Raw genomic sequence first — 16707 nt, 5'->3', positions numbered from 1 at the left:
GATCATTTCCGTCACACTGCCCTGCTGGTATGCGGAGAATGCGGAAGTTCAGCGTTATTGATGACGTTCGCGCTGTTCACCGGGTGTGTCGGCGGTTCCGCCTGGCATGCTGCGGGCACCGGTCCGCCCTTCGGCGTCCCGCCCATTCGCCATGCCGTGTGCGTTCCGTGCCGGTGTCCCCGCAGAGGGTTACCCGCTGGCAGGGCACAGGCCAGCGCGCGCCCCCGGCATTGCACCGGTGCGCCCCAGATGTCCCATCCGGGCTTTCCGCGAGCCGGGGCGCACGCCCGTAACCCGGCCAGGCGGCGGGAGTTGTGCTGTGCGTGGAAGACAGCACCGGTGTCCAGAACGCCGCCCCGATCCCCCGCCAGCGCACGGAACTCCCGGTCGAAAGCGCGGTGATGTATGCGGAGGAGCGGCACTGGGACGTCTTCCCCGGCACCTGGCTGGAGGCGGGCGACCGCACGGAGACCTGCTCCTGCGGCCTCCCCGACTGCTCCGCGCCCGGCGCACACCCGGCGCGCCCCGACTGGGCCACGGAGGCGACCGGGAGCGGCAGCACGGCGCGCAGGCTGTGGTCACAGCACCCGAAGGCATCCGTTCTGCTGCCCACCGGGCGCGCGTTCGACGTCCTCGACGTGTCCGACTCGGCCGGGTTCCTCGCCCTCGCGCGCATGGAGCGCATGCGGGTGACGCCCGGGCCTGTGGCGTGCACGCCGGATCGGCGGATGCTGTTCTTCGTCCTGCCGGGAGGCGCGGCGAAGGCGGGGGGCCTGGTGCGCGCCGTCGGCTGGTCGCCCGCGTCGCTCGACCTGATCGCGCGCGGCGAGGGGCACTACGTGCCGGCGCCGCCGACGAGGATCGGCGGGATGGGCGCGGTGCAGTGGGCGCGCAGGCCCACCCAGGCGAACCGCTGGCTGCCGGACGCCGACGAGATGATCAACCCGCTCGCGTACGCCTGCGGTCAGGAAGTACGCACGGGCGGTCAGGAAGTACGCACGGACTGAGCGGGCCCCCGCGGCCCGGGGGCGCTCGCAGGCGCGGAGCGCCCCCGCGGTGACATGCCGGGGCGGGCGGCGGCCTCGCGACGCCCGCCCCCGGGTCTCAACGCGGCGCCAGGGGCACCTGTACGAGCCGTTCCGGGCGCAGCGCGACCGGGCCGAGCAGGCCCGACGCGATCGTGTCGCCGTGCGCGTTGGCGCCCGTGTTGGTGACCCGCACCCGTACGGCATTGGCGCCCGCCCGCAGCGCCGACGTGACGTCGACCCGGTAGGGCGGCCACAGCCGGGCCGGCAGCGCGGTGCCGTTCACGGTGATCTCCGCGACGTCGCGCACGTCGCCCAGGTCGAGGCTCCACACATGCCCGGACAGGGTCCGCGCGTCGAGGGTGAACCTCCGCTCGTAGACGGCAGATCCGGAGTACGAGGCGTCCGTGCCGGTCCAGGAGCCCAGCGGGCGGGCGCTGGTCCCGGCGCCGTCACGGTCGAAGTGGAAGCTCCAGTCACCGTCCAGCGGCACGGCGTCGCCCGGCGAGGGCGCGGTGACGCTCCCCGCGTACCGGCGCTCGCCGTCCTGCGCGGCCACACGGACGGTGCCCGCCGAGGAGACCCGTACGGTGGCGGTGGCGTGGCCGAAGCCCTGCCGGACGGTCAGGCGCTCCACCGGCGCGGTCGACTCGGTGGCGTGCGCCGGCCCGCCGGGCGCGGCCGCGCGGAAGACCACCACGAGGGCGGCCCTGGCCTCCAGCCGCAGCGCCACCGCCGTACCTCCCGCGGGCCGGCCGGTGAACGGCGCCGCGCGCCAGATGCCGGCCGGCGTGACGCGCCCCGTGTCCGGGTCGCACACCTCCGGTGCCCCGGTGGCGGGGAAGGTCGCGGTGACCTCCACCGCCGCCGCGCTCTCGTTGGTCACGAGGAACGTCATGTCGTCGTCCCGTCGCAGGCGCAGGACGCGCACCTCCGCGGTGGCGGGCGACAGGGCCGCTGCGGCGCCGCCCGCCGCGACGACGGCCGCGGCGGCGTGCGCCGGGTCCACGGCCCGGTGCGCGCGGGACGCCCGCGCGCCGGAGAACAGCCGGCGAAGCGCCCGCGCCAGCCGGTCGTCCCGGCCCGACGCCTCCCTGGCCGGCAGTTCGCCCACCGCGACGAGTGTCCCGCCGCCGTCCACGAAGGCGGTGAGGGACTCCACCGCGCCCACCGACAGCAGGGGCGTCTCGGGCAGCACGACGATGCCGTAGCTCTGGTGCCCGACGACGAGCCGGGGGCCCCGGGGCCGTCCGCGCTCGGCCAGGGCCGGGTCGGCGTCCAGCGCACCCTCGTCGACGAAGTCGAAGTCGCTCTGAACGTCCTCCAATGCGTGCACGACGGAGATGAACGCGTCATCCAGAGCGTCCTGTTCCGGCGTGTCCTGGTACGTCTCCGCCGCGCGCTGCGGCTGGAGCAGCGCGGTGGGGGCGCACGGGGTGGCGCGCGCGGCCTCAACGAGCCGTCCGATCCAGTCGTTGAGCGGCGCCGACAGGTCCCACCACGGGTTGGCCGGCTGGAACGGCGGCGCGAAGACGATGTCGTCCTCGTTCGAGAAACGGGCGTGCAGCAGCACCTTGTTGATGCCCCGGACGACGAACGCCCCGACGACCTCACGGGTGAACGCCGGGGTGACCTGCCACCCCGTGGCGCCCATGGCCTCCAGATACACGCGCTCCCTTCCCCGCTGGTGGGCCGAACTGGCCGGCCAGCGCGGCAGGATGCGGTGGTAGCCCCGCTGGTACTGGTCGGATATCAGGTCGGTGCCCGGCACCTGGGCCCACTGGTGCGCGGTGTTGAGGTTGCCGGTGCTCTTGATCTGCTCGGCGGGGCCGTACTCGTCCCACAGCGGGTTGGAGATCAGGTCGAGGCCGTGCCTCCCCATCCAGTCCCCCACGCCCCGGTAGTACGCGCCGGAGAAGCGGTTGGACACGGCCCGCCAGAACGCGCCCCGCAGCTCGGCGCCCTCCTCGCCGAGGTCGTCGTGGACCGCACTCAGCACCGTTCCGAGGCCGGTCTTCGGGCGCAGCCGGCCGATCTCGTCGGCCAGGCTCGCCGACCAGGGCACCTGGGCCCACTCGGCGTCGGCGGACGCCACGAACGGCTCGTCGTCGGCGAATCCGCGCAGCACGCCGCCCACCGCCCAGGGGAACCTGCGGACGTACTCGCCGGGCACGATGTCCATGAACAGCCGCACCGCCTCGTCGTCCAAGAGGTCGAGGTAGGCGCGGCGGCTGCCCGTCGCGTCGGCGAGCAGCCCCACCGTGTGCAGGTCCACCTGCCACCGGCCCGCGGGTGCCGTCCATGTACCGTCACCCCCGACGAGCGCGGTGAGGTCGATCATCTGCGCGAGGGCGCCCGCGCCGCTCGCACCGGCGGGCCTGGCCACTGCCGCGACCACCTCGCCCAGGTCTGCGGGGGTCGCGAAGTCGGAGACGGACGACGGCGCGTCGAACGTCTGGTCGTACAGGGTCCCCCCGGCCGCGTCCACGACGGACAGGCTGTCCCAGGACGAACGCTGGGTGGCCGTGGCCCGGACCCCGACGGTGCCTCGCGCGTAGGTCGCGTCACTCACCGCCGGGAGGGCCTCGCCGTCCAGCGAGGGCGTGATGTCCGGGCCCCGGAGGACGACTTCGAGCCGGTGGTCGGCCCCGGCGTCGAAGCCCTCGGCGGCCGTGCCGGAGCGCAGCAGCGTGAACGCGCCGTCCGCCTGCCGCCACAGGTCGACGCCACCATCGGCGCGCAGGTCCGCCAGGTATCCGTTCTTCGCGTCGGCGCAGCGCACCATCAGCCCCGCGGTGCCCCGCTCCACGCGGACCACGGCCGTGACCGTGCCATCGGCCCAGTCCGTTCCCTCCTTGAGGACACGGACACCGTCGTACGTGGCGGCGTCGACGATCAGCCGGCCGTCCACCACGCCCAGCGCGCGGCCCGACAGCGCGACGGAGGTGCCGCCCGCGACATCGACGGTGCTCCTGCGCACGCACTTCGTCCGCAGGTCCGGGCGCGGCCGGTAGGTCGTGCTGCCCACCGTGCCGCCGTTGACGACGAAGCCGCCCGCGCGGCCGCTCGGGAAGAAGTCGTCGTTGAACAGCCACAGGCGCATGCCGTGGCGGTCCGCCTCGCGCAGCGTGTGCTCGACGATGTCGAACCAGGCCTCGGTGAAGAAGGCGGGCTTCAGGGCGGTGGTGTCGAAGGGGAAGACCAGCACCTCGCTCACCCCCTTGTCCCGCATGTCGGCGAGTGCCGACTCGACGAGGGCGGGGGTGACGGTGCCGTTCCAGAACCACAGGATCAACGGCATGCTGTCGGCGGCCGGCCGGGCGAACCGCGCGGCGGACAGCGCGTCTGCCGGGGCGGGCGTCGCGGCCGACGCGAGGGGTGCCCAGAAGGTCGCGGCACCACCGGCCGCCGCTGCCGCCGCCGCGAGGTGGAGGGCGTGTCTGCGGGTCACCTCGTGGCGCCCGGCCCCGGTGGGCGCGGGCCCGGGGCTCTCGGCGCCGTCCGTCGCCGTGTGCGCGCGGTCGTTCATCGAATCTCCTCAAGGGGTCGCTTCGAATCCGGGCTGACCTGCGGCTGAGTGGTGCGCGGCCGTCTGATGTGAAAGGTTTCAACTCCCGTGGCGCAGACGCTAGGACAGGCGCTCGCCGAGCGTCAATGCCCGGGCACGGATTCGCGGAACGCATCGCACTCCCCGTCATAAAACGTTTCATGACGGGGAGTCGCTGCGTCGCGCCCGGCACCCGGAGCGCGCGAACGCCAGCACCCGGGAAGCCGGTCGCGGGCGCGGTGCGGCACAGGGCCGCGTACGGGTACAGGAACGGGAACGCGTACGGTTAAGACAGGTAAGTGCGTGTACGGGCGCGGAGGCGCGCCTACGGACACGGGTGCGCGTGCGCTGACGAACGCGGAGCCGGAAGCAGTACGGGCAGGGAGACGGCGCGCAGGTGTACGGAGACGGCCGCCCGTACGGGTACGGAGGCACGGGACCGTACGGCTGCGACCGCCGTTACGGCTGCGGCTTCGGCCGGCGGGTCCTCAGCGGGCCGGCCGGCTGCGCAGGGCGTAGCGGACCGCGTCCGCGCGGGAGTGGAAGTCCGCCTTCGCGAACAGGTTGTTGATGTGCGTCTTGACCGTCGCCTCGCTGATCACCAGGCGGGCCGCGATCTCGGTGTTGCGCAGCCCCTCCCCGATCAGAGCGAGGATCTCACCTTCGCGCGCGGTCAGGTTGACGGCCGGCTCCTCGGGCACCGCGGCCGGCGTGGGCCGGGACGCGAGGGCGAGCAGCCGGCGCTGCACCTCGGGCGCGAGGACGGTCTGGCCCTCGGCGGCGATGCGCACGGCGTGCAGGATCGTGTTGCGGTCGGCGTCCTTGGTCAGGTAGCCGCTCGCGCCGGCCTGGAGCGCGGCCAGGATCGACTCGTCGTCGTCGAAGGTGGTCAGCACGAGGACGGTGGCGTCGGCACGGGCCTGGCGGATGCGGGCTGTCGCCTCCACGCCGCCCATGACGGGCATGTTGAGGTCCATGAGCATCACGTCGGGGCGGTGGCGCTCGGCGGCCTCGACGGCTTCCGCCCCGTTGGTCGCGGTGGCCACGACACTCACGTCGGGGGCGAGGCCGAGCATGACCGCGAGGGCCTCGCGGACAGTGGCCTGGTCGTCGACGACGACCAGGCTGATCGTGGCGTTCTCGGTCATCGGGGCAGCTCCAGTTCGACTTTCCAGCCACCCTCGCGGGTCGGCTCGGCCTGCAGGGTTCCGCCGAGCAGGGCGGCGCGTTCGCCCATGCCGACGAGGCCGACCCCGGTGCCGCCGGCCAGTCCGGTGCGCGGGGCCTCGGTCGGGGGCCCGTTGCGCACGGTCAGGGTGACGTGCTCGGCGGTGAAGGCCAGGCGCATGTCGCGGCTCGCTCCCGGTGCGTGCTTGGCGGCGTTGGTCAGCGCCTCCTGCGCCGCCCTGACCAGCGTGTGCGTCGCCTCGGCGCCGACCTCGCCGACCTCGCCGACCTCGCCGGCGATCGTGAAACCGGCCGCGTTGCGCTCCGCGATCCGGCGCAGGGTCTCCGGCAGCGGCAGGGTGTCCTCGCGCAGTGCGTGCACGGCGCGCCGGGTCTCGCTGATGCTGTCGACGGCGAGCGCGCGGGCCCTGCGGATGACCGCTGCGGCCTCCTCGTCGCGGCCGCCCTCGCGCAGCGCGTCGGCCATGTCCAGTTGCATCGCGATGCCGGACAGCGAGTGGCCGAGCACGTCGTGGATCTCGCGGGCGATGCGGCCGCGTTCGAGCAGTGCCGCCTCACGCGCCTCGGACTCCGTGGCCCGCCGGGCCTCCTCGGCTGCCCGCTGGGCGCTGCGCACGGCGTCGAGCCGGTCCCGGCCGGAGATCCCGACGAGCACGGGCAGCCCGACCGTCAGCGACACCCACCAGGGCCACTGCGACTCGTGGGGCGCGAACGCGTCGGCGACCAAGACGGCGGTGCCCGCGACGACCGAGCCGAAGACGGCCACGCCGATCGCGGCCCGGCGGGAGGCCAGTCGCGCACCCGCCGTCGACGCGGCGAGGTAGGGGAACAGCGCCGCCGTCGTCGTCTCGTGCGCGAACGGCAGCAGCAGCGAGCCGAGCAGTATGTACACGCTCATCAGAGCGATCTGCGGGCGCTCGCCCAGCCGTGTCCAGGGCAGCAGCCCGCCGATCGTGGCCAGCGAGAGGACGATGAACAACGGCAGGGCGACCGCCGGGTACAGGATGTGGGTGGAGGGCCACTGGGCGATGGTCCCCGCGATCGCGGCGATCGCGAGGAAGGGCCGGATCAGCTCGTCCCGGAAGTACAGGGCTCCTGCCGGGGGCCGCTGGTGCGTCTCGGTCATGATGCGGGTGTCCCGGTCGTCATCGGCGGCGGCGAATCCTGTCGCGCCGAGTCTCCCACCTCGGGGCCGGGGTGTAGCCGTCGCGGTCGGACAGGTTGCGCCGCAGGTTGTCCAGCGTGGGGGACGTGCGGTGCGGGGCGCCGTCCTGGCCCTGGGCCCACACCACCTGGTGGCCGTCGCGCAGGGCGCGGGCGAGAACGACGAGGCCTTCGGCGAGGATGCCGAGCCCGAGGGTGAGCATCAGGCTGTTGCTGACGCCGCCCGCGTCCTTGGAGTCGAGCGCGCCGAGCGCGATGTTCGCGCCGAACTTGATGGCCAGGTTCACCACCCACAGAACGACCGTCATCCCCGAGTAGCGGACGAAGGCGACCCCGTCGCGCTGCGAGATGTGCACGCTCGCGCCGCGCAGCATGCCGAGGACGACGCTGACGGCGGCGGTGGCCACCAGGAACACCAGCGACATCGACGTCTTCACCTCCCCGGACAGGTCGGACAGGCCGATCGCGCAGAGCAGCACGGGCAGCAGCAGCATCCGCTTCGCCTGCGCCGGCTCACCCGCCATGCGCCGGACCAGCACGTAGCCGATCGCTGCCAGGATCAACACGACCTCAACGGGACCGCTCATTTTCGATGACCTTCAATCCGATGTCGTTGCGATGGGTAAAAACTAGGCCTGACCAGCGCCGATGGCGTGGGGCGAGGGCCGTATCCCCGGGTGGAGATCCCTCTCCACCCGGGACCGCGCAGCGCCGCAGGGGCGGGGCGTAACGGGCCGCCGGGTGGAGTCCGTCTCCACCCGGCAGCCGGTTGTGCCACTCGCGGGATCTCTCCGCCTACGAGCCGATGACCGGGCCGGGCCGCGCCCCCTACGCTGGGCCGTTCACGGGGCGAGCCACATAACGGGGAGCAGGTGCGGACCATGCGGGACCAGGAGACACAGCCCGAGGCACTGTCGAAGGCAGGGCCGCCCGAGGCACGGCCCGGGACACCGCCGGTGGCACCGCCGCGTCCGGGCGAGGCAGGGGCGGGTACGGGCGCGGGTACGGGTACGGGTACGGGTACGGGCACAGGCACGGGAACGGCTACGGGTGCGGGCACGGGCACGGGGACCGGTAAGGGCACGGGTACCGGCGGGGTCGCCGTACGCGTCGAGGGCCTGTGGAAGCGCTTCGGCGACCAGGTCGCGGTGGCCGGGATCGATCTCACCCTGCCCGCAGGCCAGTTCATCGGGCTCGTCGGACCCAACGGAGCGGGCAAGACCACGACACTGTCGATGATCACCGGCCTGCTCCGGCCCGACCAGGGACGAGTGAGCGTGGCCGGGCACGACGTGTGGCGGGACCCCGCCGAGGTGAAGGCCCGGATCGGCGTCCTGCCCGAGGGGCTGCGGCTGTTCGAGCGGCTCTCCGGCAGCGAACTGCTCGGCTACACCGGCAGGCTGCGCGGCCTGCCCGGCGCCGAGGTCGACAAGCGCGCCGACCAGCTGATCGACGTGCTGGACCTGACGGGCTCACGGGACAAGCTCGTCGTGGACTACTCGACGGGCATGCGGAAGAAGATCGGACTGGCCGCCGCGCTGCTCCACAACCCCGAAGTGCTGTTCCTGGACGAGCCGTTCGAGGGCGTCGACCCGGTCTCCGCGCAGACCATCCGCGAGGTCCTGGAGCGGTACACGGGCTCGGGCGCCACGGTGATCTTCTCCAGCCATGTGATGGAGCTGGTGGAGTCGCTGTGCGACTGGGTCGCCGTGATGGCCGGGGGCCGCATCCGCGCGCAGGGCACCCTCGCGGAGGTACGGGGCGACGCGCCCTCGCTGCAGAGCGCGTTCCTGGAACTCGTCGGTGCGCAGGGGCGCGGGACCGGCGGCTCGCTCGACTGGCTGGGCGGGGGCACCCGATGACCGCCCCGGCAGTCACCGAGCCGGCACCCTTCCCGGCCGGAGCGAGCCCCGCCCGCCCCGCCCCGGGCGGGCTGACGTCCCTCTTCGTACGCCTCAAGCTGTCCCTCCTGCGCAACGGCCTGCGCCAGTCGTCGAGCAGGACAGCGGTGTGGGTGACCTCGCTGGTCGTCGTCCTGCTGCTGTCGGCCGGTGTGCTGCTCGGCCTGGCCGCGCTGCGCGCCGTTGACGACGCGGTGGCGCCCGTCGTCCTGGTGACGCTGCTGCTCGCCATCGGGTGGATGGTGATGCCGCTGTTCTTCCCGAGCGGTGACGAGACCCTCGACACCACCCGCCTCGCCATGCTGCCGCTGCGGCCCCGCCCGCTGACGGTCGCACTGCTGGCGGCTTCGCTCGTGGGCATGGGGCCGGTGTTCGCGCTCTGCGTGCTCGTCGGCGCGGCCGTCGCGACGGCGCACGGCGCGGTCGCGGTGGCCGTGGCCGTGGTGGCGGTCGTCGTGTCGCTGCTGACCTGCGTCGGTCTGGCACGAGCCATCGCCACGGCCAACACCCGACTGCTGAGCTCTCGCAGGGGACGCGATCTCGCCGTGCTGAGCGGTCTGGTGGTCGCCGTGGGCATCCAGTTGGTCAACTTCTTCGTGCAGCGCCTCGGCGCCACATCGGGCCTGTCGTCCCTCGACCCCACGGCGGCCGTGGTGCGCTGGATCCCGCCCGCGTCCGCGATGGCCGCGGTGACATCGGCGAGCGAGGGCGCGTACGGGCGGATGGCGGCGCAACTCGTCCTCGCGCTCGCCCTGCTCGCGGGCGTGATCGCGCTCTGGCAGCGCTCGATGGTGAAACTCATGACCGCGCCGGACAGTTCGACGATCGCCGCGGCGGCGCCGAAGCGGCGCGGGCGCCGCTCGGGCGGATCGCGGCTGCTGCCGGAGGGCCGCACGAGTACGTCGATGCTGCGCACGCTGCGTTACGTCGTACGGGACCCGAAGACGAAGACCGCGTGGGTCACGTCACTGGCGATCGGGCTGATCGTGCCCGTGTTCAACGCGCTGCAGGGCGCGAGCACCATCTACTTCGGCTGCTTCGCCGCGGGCCTGCTGGGCACCCAGATGTACAACCAGTTCGGCCAGGACACCTCCGCGTTCTGGATGGTGGCCATGACGATCGCGTCGAAGCGTGACGCGTATCTGGAGCTTCGGGCACGGGCGTTGGCACTGCTGGTGGTGACGCTTCCGTACTCGGTGCTGGTCAGTGTGGTGATGGCGGCCCTCACCCACGACTGGCGGGCGCTGCCCGAGGTGATCGGCCTGTCCTGGGCGCTGCTGGGCGGCCTGCTGGCGGCGGGCTCCGTGGCGTCCGCGCGGTTGCCGTACTCCATCCCGCAGGAGAGCCGGAAGAACGTGGCTCCGGGTCAGACGGGCCTGGCCGCCATGTCCATGCTGGGTGGTCTCCTCGTGGCCGCCCTGCTCGCCGCGCCCGTCCTGGCCCTCACGATCTGGCTGCACGTCGCCGGCCACACCGACTGGACCTGGCTGCTGCTGCCCGCGGGCACGGCGTACGGGGCTCTCGTCGCCTGGCTCGGGCTGCGCCTGGCGGCGGGCCCCACGGCGGAGCGGCTGCCGGAGATCCTGGCGGCGGTCAGCAAGGGCTGAGGGTCCGGACCGTCCCCGCCCGGGTATCCCGGCACGGGGGCGGCCCCCGGCCCTTCGGGCGAACCCGGCGGAAGCCCTCACCGACGGGCTCAGGAGGCGGCCCCCGGAGTGTGGGGCACGAGGACGTCGTCGAGGCCGATGCGTGTCAGGAACTCGGCGCGGATACGGTCGGCCACAAAGCTGACCTCCTCCGAGCCGTCGTCGGCGGGGTCGACGTGGACGCGGAACGGGCGGCTTCCGTGCGGCGTGTCGACGATTCTGACGATGGCGTCCGCCACGAGCGAGACATCGGCGTTCGCGGGAGCGAGGGCGGCGAGGCGTTCGGAGACCTGCTCCATCATTCCGGCGTACCGCTGCTCGTACTGGGCGACCACGTCCTGCTGGGCGGGATGCCCACCGGTGACGAAGTGGTCGGTCCCCGAGGTGAACGCCCCCGGCACGACGATGGAGGTCTCGATGTTGAATCGGGCCAGTTCGGCGGCGTAGGAGACGGCGAAGGCGTCCATGGCCGCCTTGGCGGCGAAGTAGGGCGCGAGGTAGGGCGGGGTGCCGCCCTTCGTGCTGGACGAGCCGACCCACAGGACGAGCCCGTCCTGCTGGGCGCGCAACCGGGGGAGCGCGGCCCGGTTGACGCGCTGGGTGCCGAGGACGTTGGTGTCGTGGACGGCGGCTATCTCCTCGGGCGTGAAGGCCTCCGAGGGGCCGGTGACCATGTGACCGGCGTTGTGGATGACGACGTCGAGCGAGCCGGTCTCTTCGACGATGGTGGCGATGGCGCGATCGGCCGACTCCTGCGAGAGGACGTCGAGTTCGACCGTGCGGAGGTCCACGTCGTGCTGCGCGGCGTAGGCGTCGGCGTCGGCGACGCGTCCGGCGTTGCGGCCGGCGGTGTCACGCATCGCGGCGTAAACGGTGTGGCCGGCACGGGCGAGTGCGCGTGCGGCCAGGGCACCGAATCCGGAACCGGCACCGGTGATGACGATCGTCTTGTTCATGAAGGGGCTCCTGCGGTGTGACGTACGAGGCGGGCGGGCGATGTGCCGTGGGGGCGGAGAGCTGCCGCCAGGCGGGCGGGTCCAGCGGGCCGGTGATATGCGACGACGGGACCACGGGACCACGGGACGACGGAGAACGGCCCGGTGGCGGCGGTGCGGTGGAGCCACCGGGCGGCAGCGCGACGGACAGAACGCGGCGAGGAGGCGGACGCGGCGGTCCGGGGACCTGGTGACGGGCGGGGCGGCAGGGGCGCTCCCGGGTCAGATGACCCCGCCGTTCGCGTAGAGGATCTGGCCGTTGATCCAGCGGGCGGGTCCGGCGAGGAACGCGACAGCCTCGGCTATGTCGTCCGGGGTGCCGAGCCGCTCCAACGGCGCCATGTTGGCGAGGCGGTCGACGACGGCCTGCTCCTTGCCGTCCAGGAAGAGCGGGGTGGCGGTGGGGCCGGGAGCGACGGCGTTGACGGTGATGTCACGGCCGCGCAGTTCCCTCGCGAGGATCAGCGTGATCGCGTCCACGGCGCCCTTGGTTGCGGCGTAGGCCGTGTAACCGGTGAGCCCGATCTTCACGACGGACGAGGAGAAGTTGATGAGTGCGCCGCCGGCGCGCAGGCGGCGGGCCGCCTGCTGGTCGACGACGAAGGTGCCCCGGATGTTCGTGCGGTGCATGCGGTCGAGGACGTCCAGGTCCTGGTCGACCAGGGGCGAGAGCAGCATGATCCCGGCGGTGTGCACGACCACGTCGAGGCCGCCGTAGAGCTCCTCCGCCGTGTCGAACATCGCGGCGACCTCGGCCTCGTCGGCGACGTCCGCGCTGACGGCGGTGGCGGTGCCGCCCGCCTCGGTGATCGTCCGCACCGTCTCCTCCGCCCTCGCCCGGCTCCCTGCGTAGTGCACGAGGACCTTCATGCCGTCGGCCGCAAGGCGTTCGGCGACGGTGCGGCCCATGCCTCCCGAACCACCGGTGACGAGGGCGACACGGTCCGCGACCGGGGTGGCCCCGGGGGTGGTGAGTGACGTGGTCATGGTTTTCTCCGGTCTTCAAGCGCGGCAGCGGCCACCGCGTCGGACGCCGTAACGGTGTTTCGCTCCGGCCAGAACGAAGTTACCCGATCACGCGTAGCAGCGCTACCCCTTTCTCGTATCAGGGTTCATAACGCGGCTACGCCGGGTGTTACCGTGCACTCATGGACGTACGGACCCAGATGCTCGAAGCCGCGGAGAAACTGCTCGACGAGTCCCCGACCCGGGACATCGCGACGCGTGCCGTCTGTGACGCGGTGGGCGTCGGGGCCCCGGTGCTCTACCGGCTCTTCGGTGACAAGAACGGCCTGCTCAAGGCCGTGGTGGACCACGGATTCGACCGCTACCTCGCCACCAAGCGCCAGGCGCGGTCCTCCAGCGACCCCGTGGCCGACCTGCGCACGGGCTGGGACACGCATGTGGCGTTCGCACTCGCACACCCGGCGGTCTACCGGCTGATGTACTCACCCGGATTCGCCGAGGTCCCGAGCGCGGCGGGCGAGGCACTCGGCCTGCTGCGTGAGGTGCTGGTCCGCTGTGCGGCGGCAGGTCTGCTCACGACCGACCCGGAACAGGCCGCGCAGGCGATCATGTCCGCGAACATCGGGGTGTCCCTCAACCTCGTGACCCAGCCCGAGGTCTACACCGATTCCGGCCTGTCCGTCCGGGTCCGGGACGCGGTGCACTCGACCCTGCTGCGGGACCATCCGGCGACCGTGCCGACCCCGGGTCCGAACGCGACCTCGGCGGCGGCGAGGCAGTTGCGGGCCCTGCTGGACTCCACCGAACAGGACCGCCTGACGGCGGCCGAGACGGCGCTGCTCCTGCAGTGGCTCGCGAAGCTGACCGCCGACCGGAGTTGACGTCGCCCGCCGCGGGCCGGCGGCCGGGCACGCGCGTACGCACGAGGCAGGCAGGCGGGCGCACGGGCAGGCAGGTGCGCGGCCGGGCCCCCGCCTGCGCGCGACCAGGCACGCGACCCCAATCCCCCGCGACTTGCCCCGCGGCCCCGTACGCACGCTCGCCCGATAGGGCTTCCCCTCGGCGTCAGCCGGTCAGAACCCCGTTCAGGAACGGTTCCGTCGCCGTGCGCCAGGCGTCCGGGTCCGCGTAGTGGACGAGGTGGCCCGCGTCGGGGATCTCCGCGTACTCCCCGCGCGGCAGCACCCGCACCATCTCCATCGCCTCGGCGCGGCCGAGTTCGCCGTCCATCCCGCGCACCACCAGCGTCGGGCAGCCCACCTGGGCCAGCTCGTCCCAGTGCGCGTCCAGCACCCATGTCTCACGCGTGCGCAGCATCTGACGGCGCGAGAAGACCGGCCGCCAGCCGTCCTCCCGCCGCGCCAGCATCTCCGCGTGGAAGTCACCGCGCGCCGACGCCCGGCCGCCCGCGAGCCACGGATCCTCCTCGGCGAACCACCGGCGCGCCTCACCGAGCGACGGGAAGGGCACCGGCCACGTACGGAACCAGTCCTCCCACCGGCGCTGTGACGCGGCTCCGAGCGCCGAGGCGCGCATGTCGAAGATCACCAGCGCGCGCACCAGGTCGGGCCTGCGCGCCGCGAGCTGCCAGGCCGTGAGCGCACCCATGGCATGGCCGACGAGCGTGACGGGTCCGAGCCCCAGGGCCTCGACCACCGCCTCCGCGTCCGCCACGTACGCCTCGCGCGTCAGCAGTCCGTCCGCGGGGCGCTCGCTGTCACCGTGCCCCCGCTGGTCGAACGCGACGACCCGGTGCCGCTCGGCCAGCCAGCGCGCCGTACCGGCCCAGTGCGACGCCCGGCCCATCAGCCCGTGCAGCAGCAGCACTCCCGGCTCGGCGGCGCCCGCTCCCTGGGGGCCGCCCCCGGCGGGCGCCAGGCTCTCGGGCCCGCCACCGCGTCCGTACTCCCAGGCCGCGAGGCGTACCCCGTCGGCACCGATCACATCGGTGCGCCGCGCCGCGTGCTCCGTGTCGTTCTCCAGCATGTGTCCTGGCACCCCCCTCGGTTCTGATGGTCGAGTCAGATTCCGTCGTGGCCGTCGCGTGGTGATGACGGCCGGGGACCGTGGGGCCGACGGCCTCCCGAAGGCTGCCGCGCTCCTCACGCCCCCACTGTCCCGTGTTCCGGACGGCTCCACGACCCCGCCCCCGCGACCGGTCGCACATGCCGTCGAACCTGTGTCGGTTCCCATGGGATCTTATCGAACGATTATTCGAACACGGGCCTCTCCGGCCCAACATCGCTCATTCGAGTGACCACCCCGCAGGATTGACCGCTCCCGCCGAGGGGAGATCTTTCTCCGGGAGGCGGACCGCTCGGGGATGACGGTCCGAGGGGATTGACCCTGGGAGCTCGGGGCTCCGGGTCAGCAAAGGGGAGGACGGGCCCCGGTGCCGCGAGGCGCCGGGGCCCTCATCCGTTCCACACCCCGTGACCTGCACCGGGAGCACATCCCGTCCCCCGCGGTGTCCTTCGCCGCACCCCCCACGCGACGGCTCCGCTCCACCCCGGCACCGCCTTCTTCCGCCCGCTTCGCGCTCGGCCCCCACCGAGGGGCCGCTCAGCGCTTGGCCACGAACACGTGCGAGGCGACCTCGGCCCCCAGCTCCGCCGCCTCCCCGCTGCTGCCGACGAGCACGCCCGCCGGCGACTTCGTCACGCTCACGACGGAGCCCGGCTGCACGCCCGCCCGCCGCAGCGTGTACATCAACTGCGCGTCCGTCTGGATCGGCTCGCCGATACGCCGGACGACGACCGTCTTGCCGTCCCCGCCGGCGTCGAGGTCGGCGAGGCTCACCAGCCCCGCGTCGAGGAACGGGTCCACCGCCGACGGCTCCCCCAGCTCGTCGAGCCCGGGGATCGGGTTCCCGTACGGCGACTCCGTGGGGTGGCGCAGCAGGTCGAGCACGCGCCGCTCCACCGCCTCGCTCATCACGTGCTCCCAGCGGCAGGCCTCCGCGTGGACGTGCTCCCACTCCAGGCCGATCACATCGACGAGCAGGCACTCGGCGAGCCGGTGCTTGCGCATGACGCGCGTGGCGAGCATGCGGCCCTCGTCCGTCAGCTCCAGGTGCCGGTCGCCCGCGACCTGGACCAGGCCGTCGCGCTCCATCCGCGCCACCGTCTGGCTCACCGTCGGGCCGCTCTGGTCGAGCCGCTCGGCGATCCGGGCGCGCATGGGGACCACACCTTCCTCTTCCAGTTCGAGGATGGTGCGGAGATACATCTCCGTCGTGTCGATCAGTCCGGACATACGTGCCCCTTGTGGAATCGGTGCGGCCCTGGCTTCAATTCTGACGCATCCCACCGACAACCGTGCCGTGCCCGTCCAACCCCTGAAGACTGGGCGAACGGACAGGACGGGTGGCGACCGGACGCGCTCGCCCGGGGACGCTGGGTCACCTCAGTAGTGGATCGCTCCCCGCGCGCCTCCGGACACGATCACCGGGTCGCCGTTCATGGCGACACTCAGCGGGCTCGCGAGGAAGGCGACCACCGAGGCGACCTCGTCGGCCTCCACGATCCTGCCGATGGACACGGAGGCCGCGAACTCCCGTTCCACCTGCTCGGAACTGACTCCCCGCGCGGCGGCCTGCCGGGCGATGCTCGCCCGCTGGGTCTCCGTGCGCGTCATTCCAGGATGCACCACCGTCACGTTGATCCCCCGCGCGCCGAGCTCGTCGGCCAGATTCTTGCTCATCGCCGCCACAGCGACGTTACGTACGGACCCCACGACCGAACCCGTCCCCCGCGCCGCGAGCCCCGCGATGTTGATGACCCGGCCCCAGCCCCGCTCGGCCATCGCCGGCGTGAGCGCGCGCGTGGTGCGCAGATAGCCCCGGACCTTGACGTTGATCTGCTCCTCCAGCGCGTCCTCGGGGAACGCGCCGGGGCTGGACGTCGCTGCGTTGTTCACGAGGATGTCCACACCTCCGAGCAGCCGCCCGGCCTCGGCGGCCATGGCGGCGACGGAAGCGTCGTCCCCGGTGTCCGCCGCGATCCCGACGACCCGGGCCCCGGTCTCCCCCGCCAGCTCGTCGGCCCGCTCCTTCACGGTGACCGGGTCACGGCCCACGAGCGCCACGCCGGCGCCCTCGCGAGCCAGCGCCCGCCCGATCGCGAGACCTATGCCCCGGCTGCCGCCGGTCACGAGGGCGTTGCGTCCGGCCAACTGAAGATCCATGGGGGCTCCCTGTCGCTCCGCGTCTGTGTCGTTGTACGCGGCCGTACGCACGCGGGGGCCGCCGTACGTGAACGTACGACGGCCCCCGGG

At 73.0% G+C, this 16707-nt stretch carries 13 protein-coding genes; 4 read left to right on the top strand and 9 right to left on the bottom strand.

The genetic code is table 11. The annotated features are described in order from the left end of the window. Nucleotides 1-314: 314 nt before the first annotated feature. Nucleotides 315-1007, top strand: coding sequence for a bifunctional DNA primase/polymerase (locus tag OG310_RS20375; protein ID WP_329457306.1), 693 nt, complete (start codon nt 315-317; stop codon nt 1005-1007). Between the two features lie 97 nt (nt 1008-1104). Here OG310_RS20375 and OG310_RS20370 read toward each other — a convergent pair whose 3' ends face one another. From OG310_RS20370 to OG310_RS20355, 4 genes are all read right to left on the bottom strand, one after another. Further along, on the bottom strand, nt 1105-4554 hold the full coding sequence (locus tag OG310_RS20370) for a glycosyl hydrolase (protein ID WP_329457305.1): 3450 nt from the start codon (nt 4552-4554) through the stop codon (nt 1105-1107). Nucleotides 4555-5060: 506 nt separating this feature from the next. Next, the gene (locus OG310_RS20365; protein ID WP_329457304.1) at nt 5061-5720 is read right to left on the bottom strand and encodes a response regulator transcription factor; all 660 of its coding nucleotides are present in this window, start codon (nt 5718-5720) and stop codon (nt 5061-5063) included. After that, nucleotides 5717-6886 carry a sensor histidine kinase gene (locus OG310_RS20360; RefSeq protein ID WP_329457303.1) on the bottom strand — a complete coding sequence of 390 codons (1170 nt, stop codon included), beginning with the start codon at nt 6884-6886 and terminating at the stop codon, nt 5717-5719. Before OG310_RS20360 ends, OG310_RS20365 begins: the two co-directional genes overlap by 4 nt. Nucleotides 6887-6905: 19 nt before the next feature. Beyond that, the gene (locus OG310_RS20355; RefSeq protein WP_329457302.1) at nt 6906-7511 is read right to left on the bottom strand and encodes a DUF1453 domain-containing protein; all 606 of its coding nucleotides are present in this window, start codon (nt 7509-7511) and stop codon (nt 6906-6908) included. Nucleotides 7512-7805: 294 nt separating this feature from the next. Between OG310_RS20355 and OG310_RS20350 the strand changes: the two genes are divergently transcribed. Together OG310_RS20350 and OG310_RS20345 are read left to right on the top strand one after the other, a co-directional pair. Then, the gene (locus OG310_RS20350; RefSeq protein ID WP_329457301.1) at nt 7806-8786 is read left to right on the top strand and encodes an ABC transporter ATP-binding protein; all 981 of its coding nucleotides are present in this window, start codon (nt 7806-7808) and stop codon (nt 8784-8786) included. Beyond that, nucleotides 8783-10432 (top strand): transporter, encoded by a 1650-nt coding sequence (locus OG310_RS20345; RefSeq protein WP_329457300.1) that lies wholly within the window; start codon nt 8783-8785, stop codon nt 10430-10432. Before OG310_RS20350 ends, OG310_RS20345 begins: the two co-directional genes overlap by 4 nt. A gap of 89 nt (nt 10433-10521) precedes the next feature. Here the strand turns inward: OG310_RS20345 and OG310_RS20340 are convergent, their stop codons facing one another. Next, a complete protein-coding gene (locus tag OG310_RS20340; protein WP_329457299.1) occupies nt 10522-11427 on the bottom strand; it encodes an SDR family NAD(P)-dependent oxidoreductase in 906 nt (301 codons plus the stop codon). Between the two features lie 261 nt (nt 11428-11688). Further along, nucleotides 11689-12453, bottom strand: coding sequence for an SDR family oxidoreductase (locus OG310_RS20335; protein WP_329457298.1), 765 nt, complete (start codon nt 12451-12453; stop codon nt 11689-11691). A gap of 161 nt (nt 12454-12614) precedes the next feature. Here OG310_RS20335 and OG310_RS20330 point away from each other — a divergent pair, with 161 nt between their 5' ends. Next, nucleotides 12615-13313, top strand: coding sequence for a TetR/AcrR family transcriptional regulator (locus OG310_RS20330; protein ID WP_329457297.1), 699 nt, complete (start codon nt 12615-12617; stop codon nt 13311-13313). 184 nt (nt 13314-13497) lie between these two features. Here OG310_RS20330 and OG310_RS20325 read toward each other — a convergent pair whose 3' ends face one another. The 3 genes from OG310_RS20325 to OG310_RS20315 form a co-directional block, all read right to left on the bottom strand. Further along, nucleotides 13498-14418 carry an alpha/beta fold hydrolase gene (locus OG310_RS20325; RefSeq protein ID WP_329457296.1) on the bottom strand — a complete coding sequence of 307 codons (921 nt, stop codon included), beginning with the start codon at nt 14416-14418 and terminating at the stop codon, nt 13498-13500. Nucleotides 14419-14994: 576 nt separating this feature from the next. Then, nucleotides 14995-15687, bottom strand: coding sequence for a metal-dependent transcriptional regulator (locus OG310_RS20320; protein ID WP_329457295.1), 693 nt, complete (start codon nt 15685-15687; stop codon nt 14995-14997). Nucleotides 15688-15837: 150 nt separating this feature from the next. After that, nucleotides 15838-16617 (bottom strand): SDR family NAD(P)-dependent oxidoreductase, encoded by a 780-nt coding sequence (locus OG310_RS20315; protein ID WP_329457294.1) that lies wholly within the window; start codon nt 16615-16617, stop codon nt 15838-15840. Nucleotides 16618-16707 lie beyond the last annotated feature (90 nt).

It is taken from the genome of Streptomyces sp. NBC_01497 (genome assembly GCF_036250695.1).
Taxonomy (GTDB): Bacteria; Actinomycetota; Actinomycetes; order Streptomycetales; family Streptomycetaceae; genus Streptomyces.
This window is presented reverse-complemented; position numbering and strand designations above follow the sequence as displayed.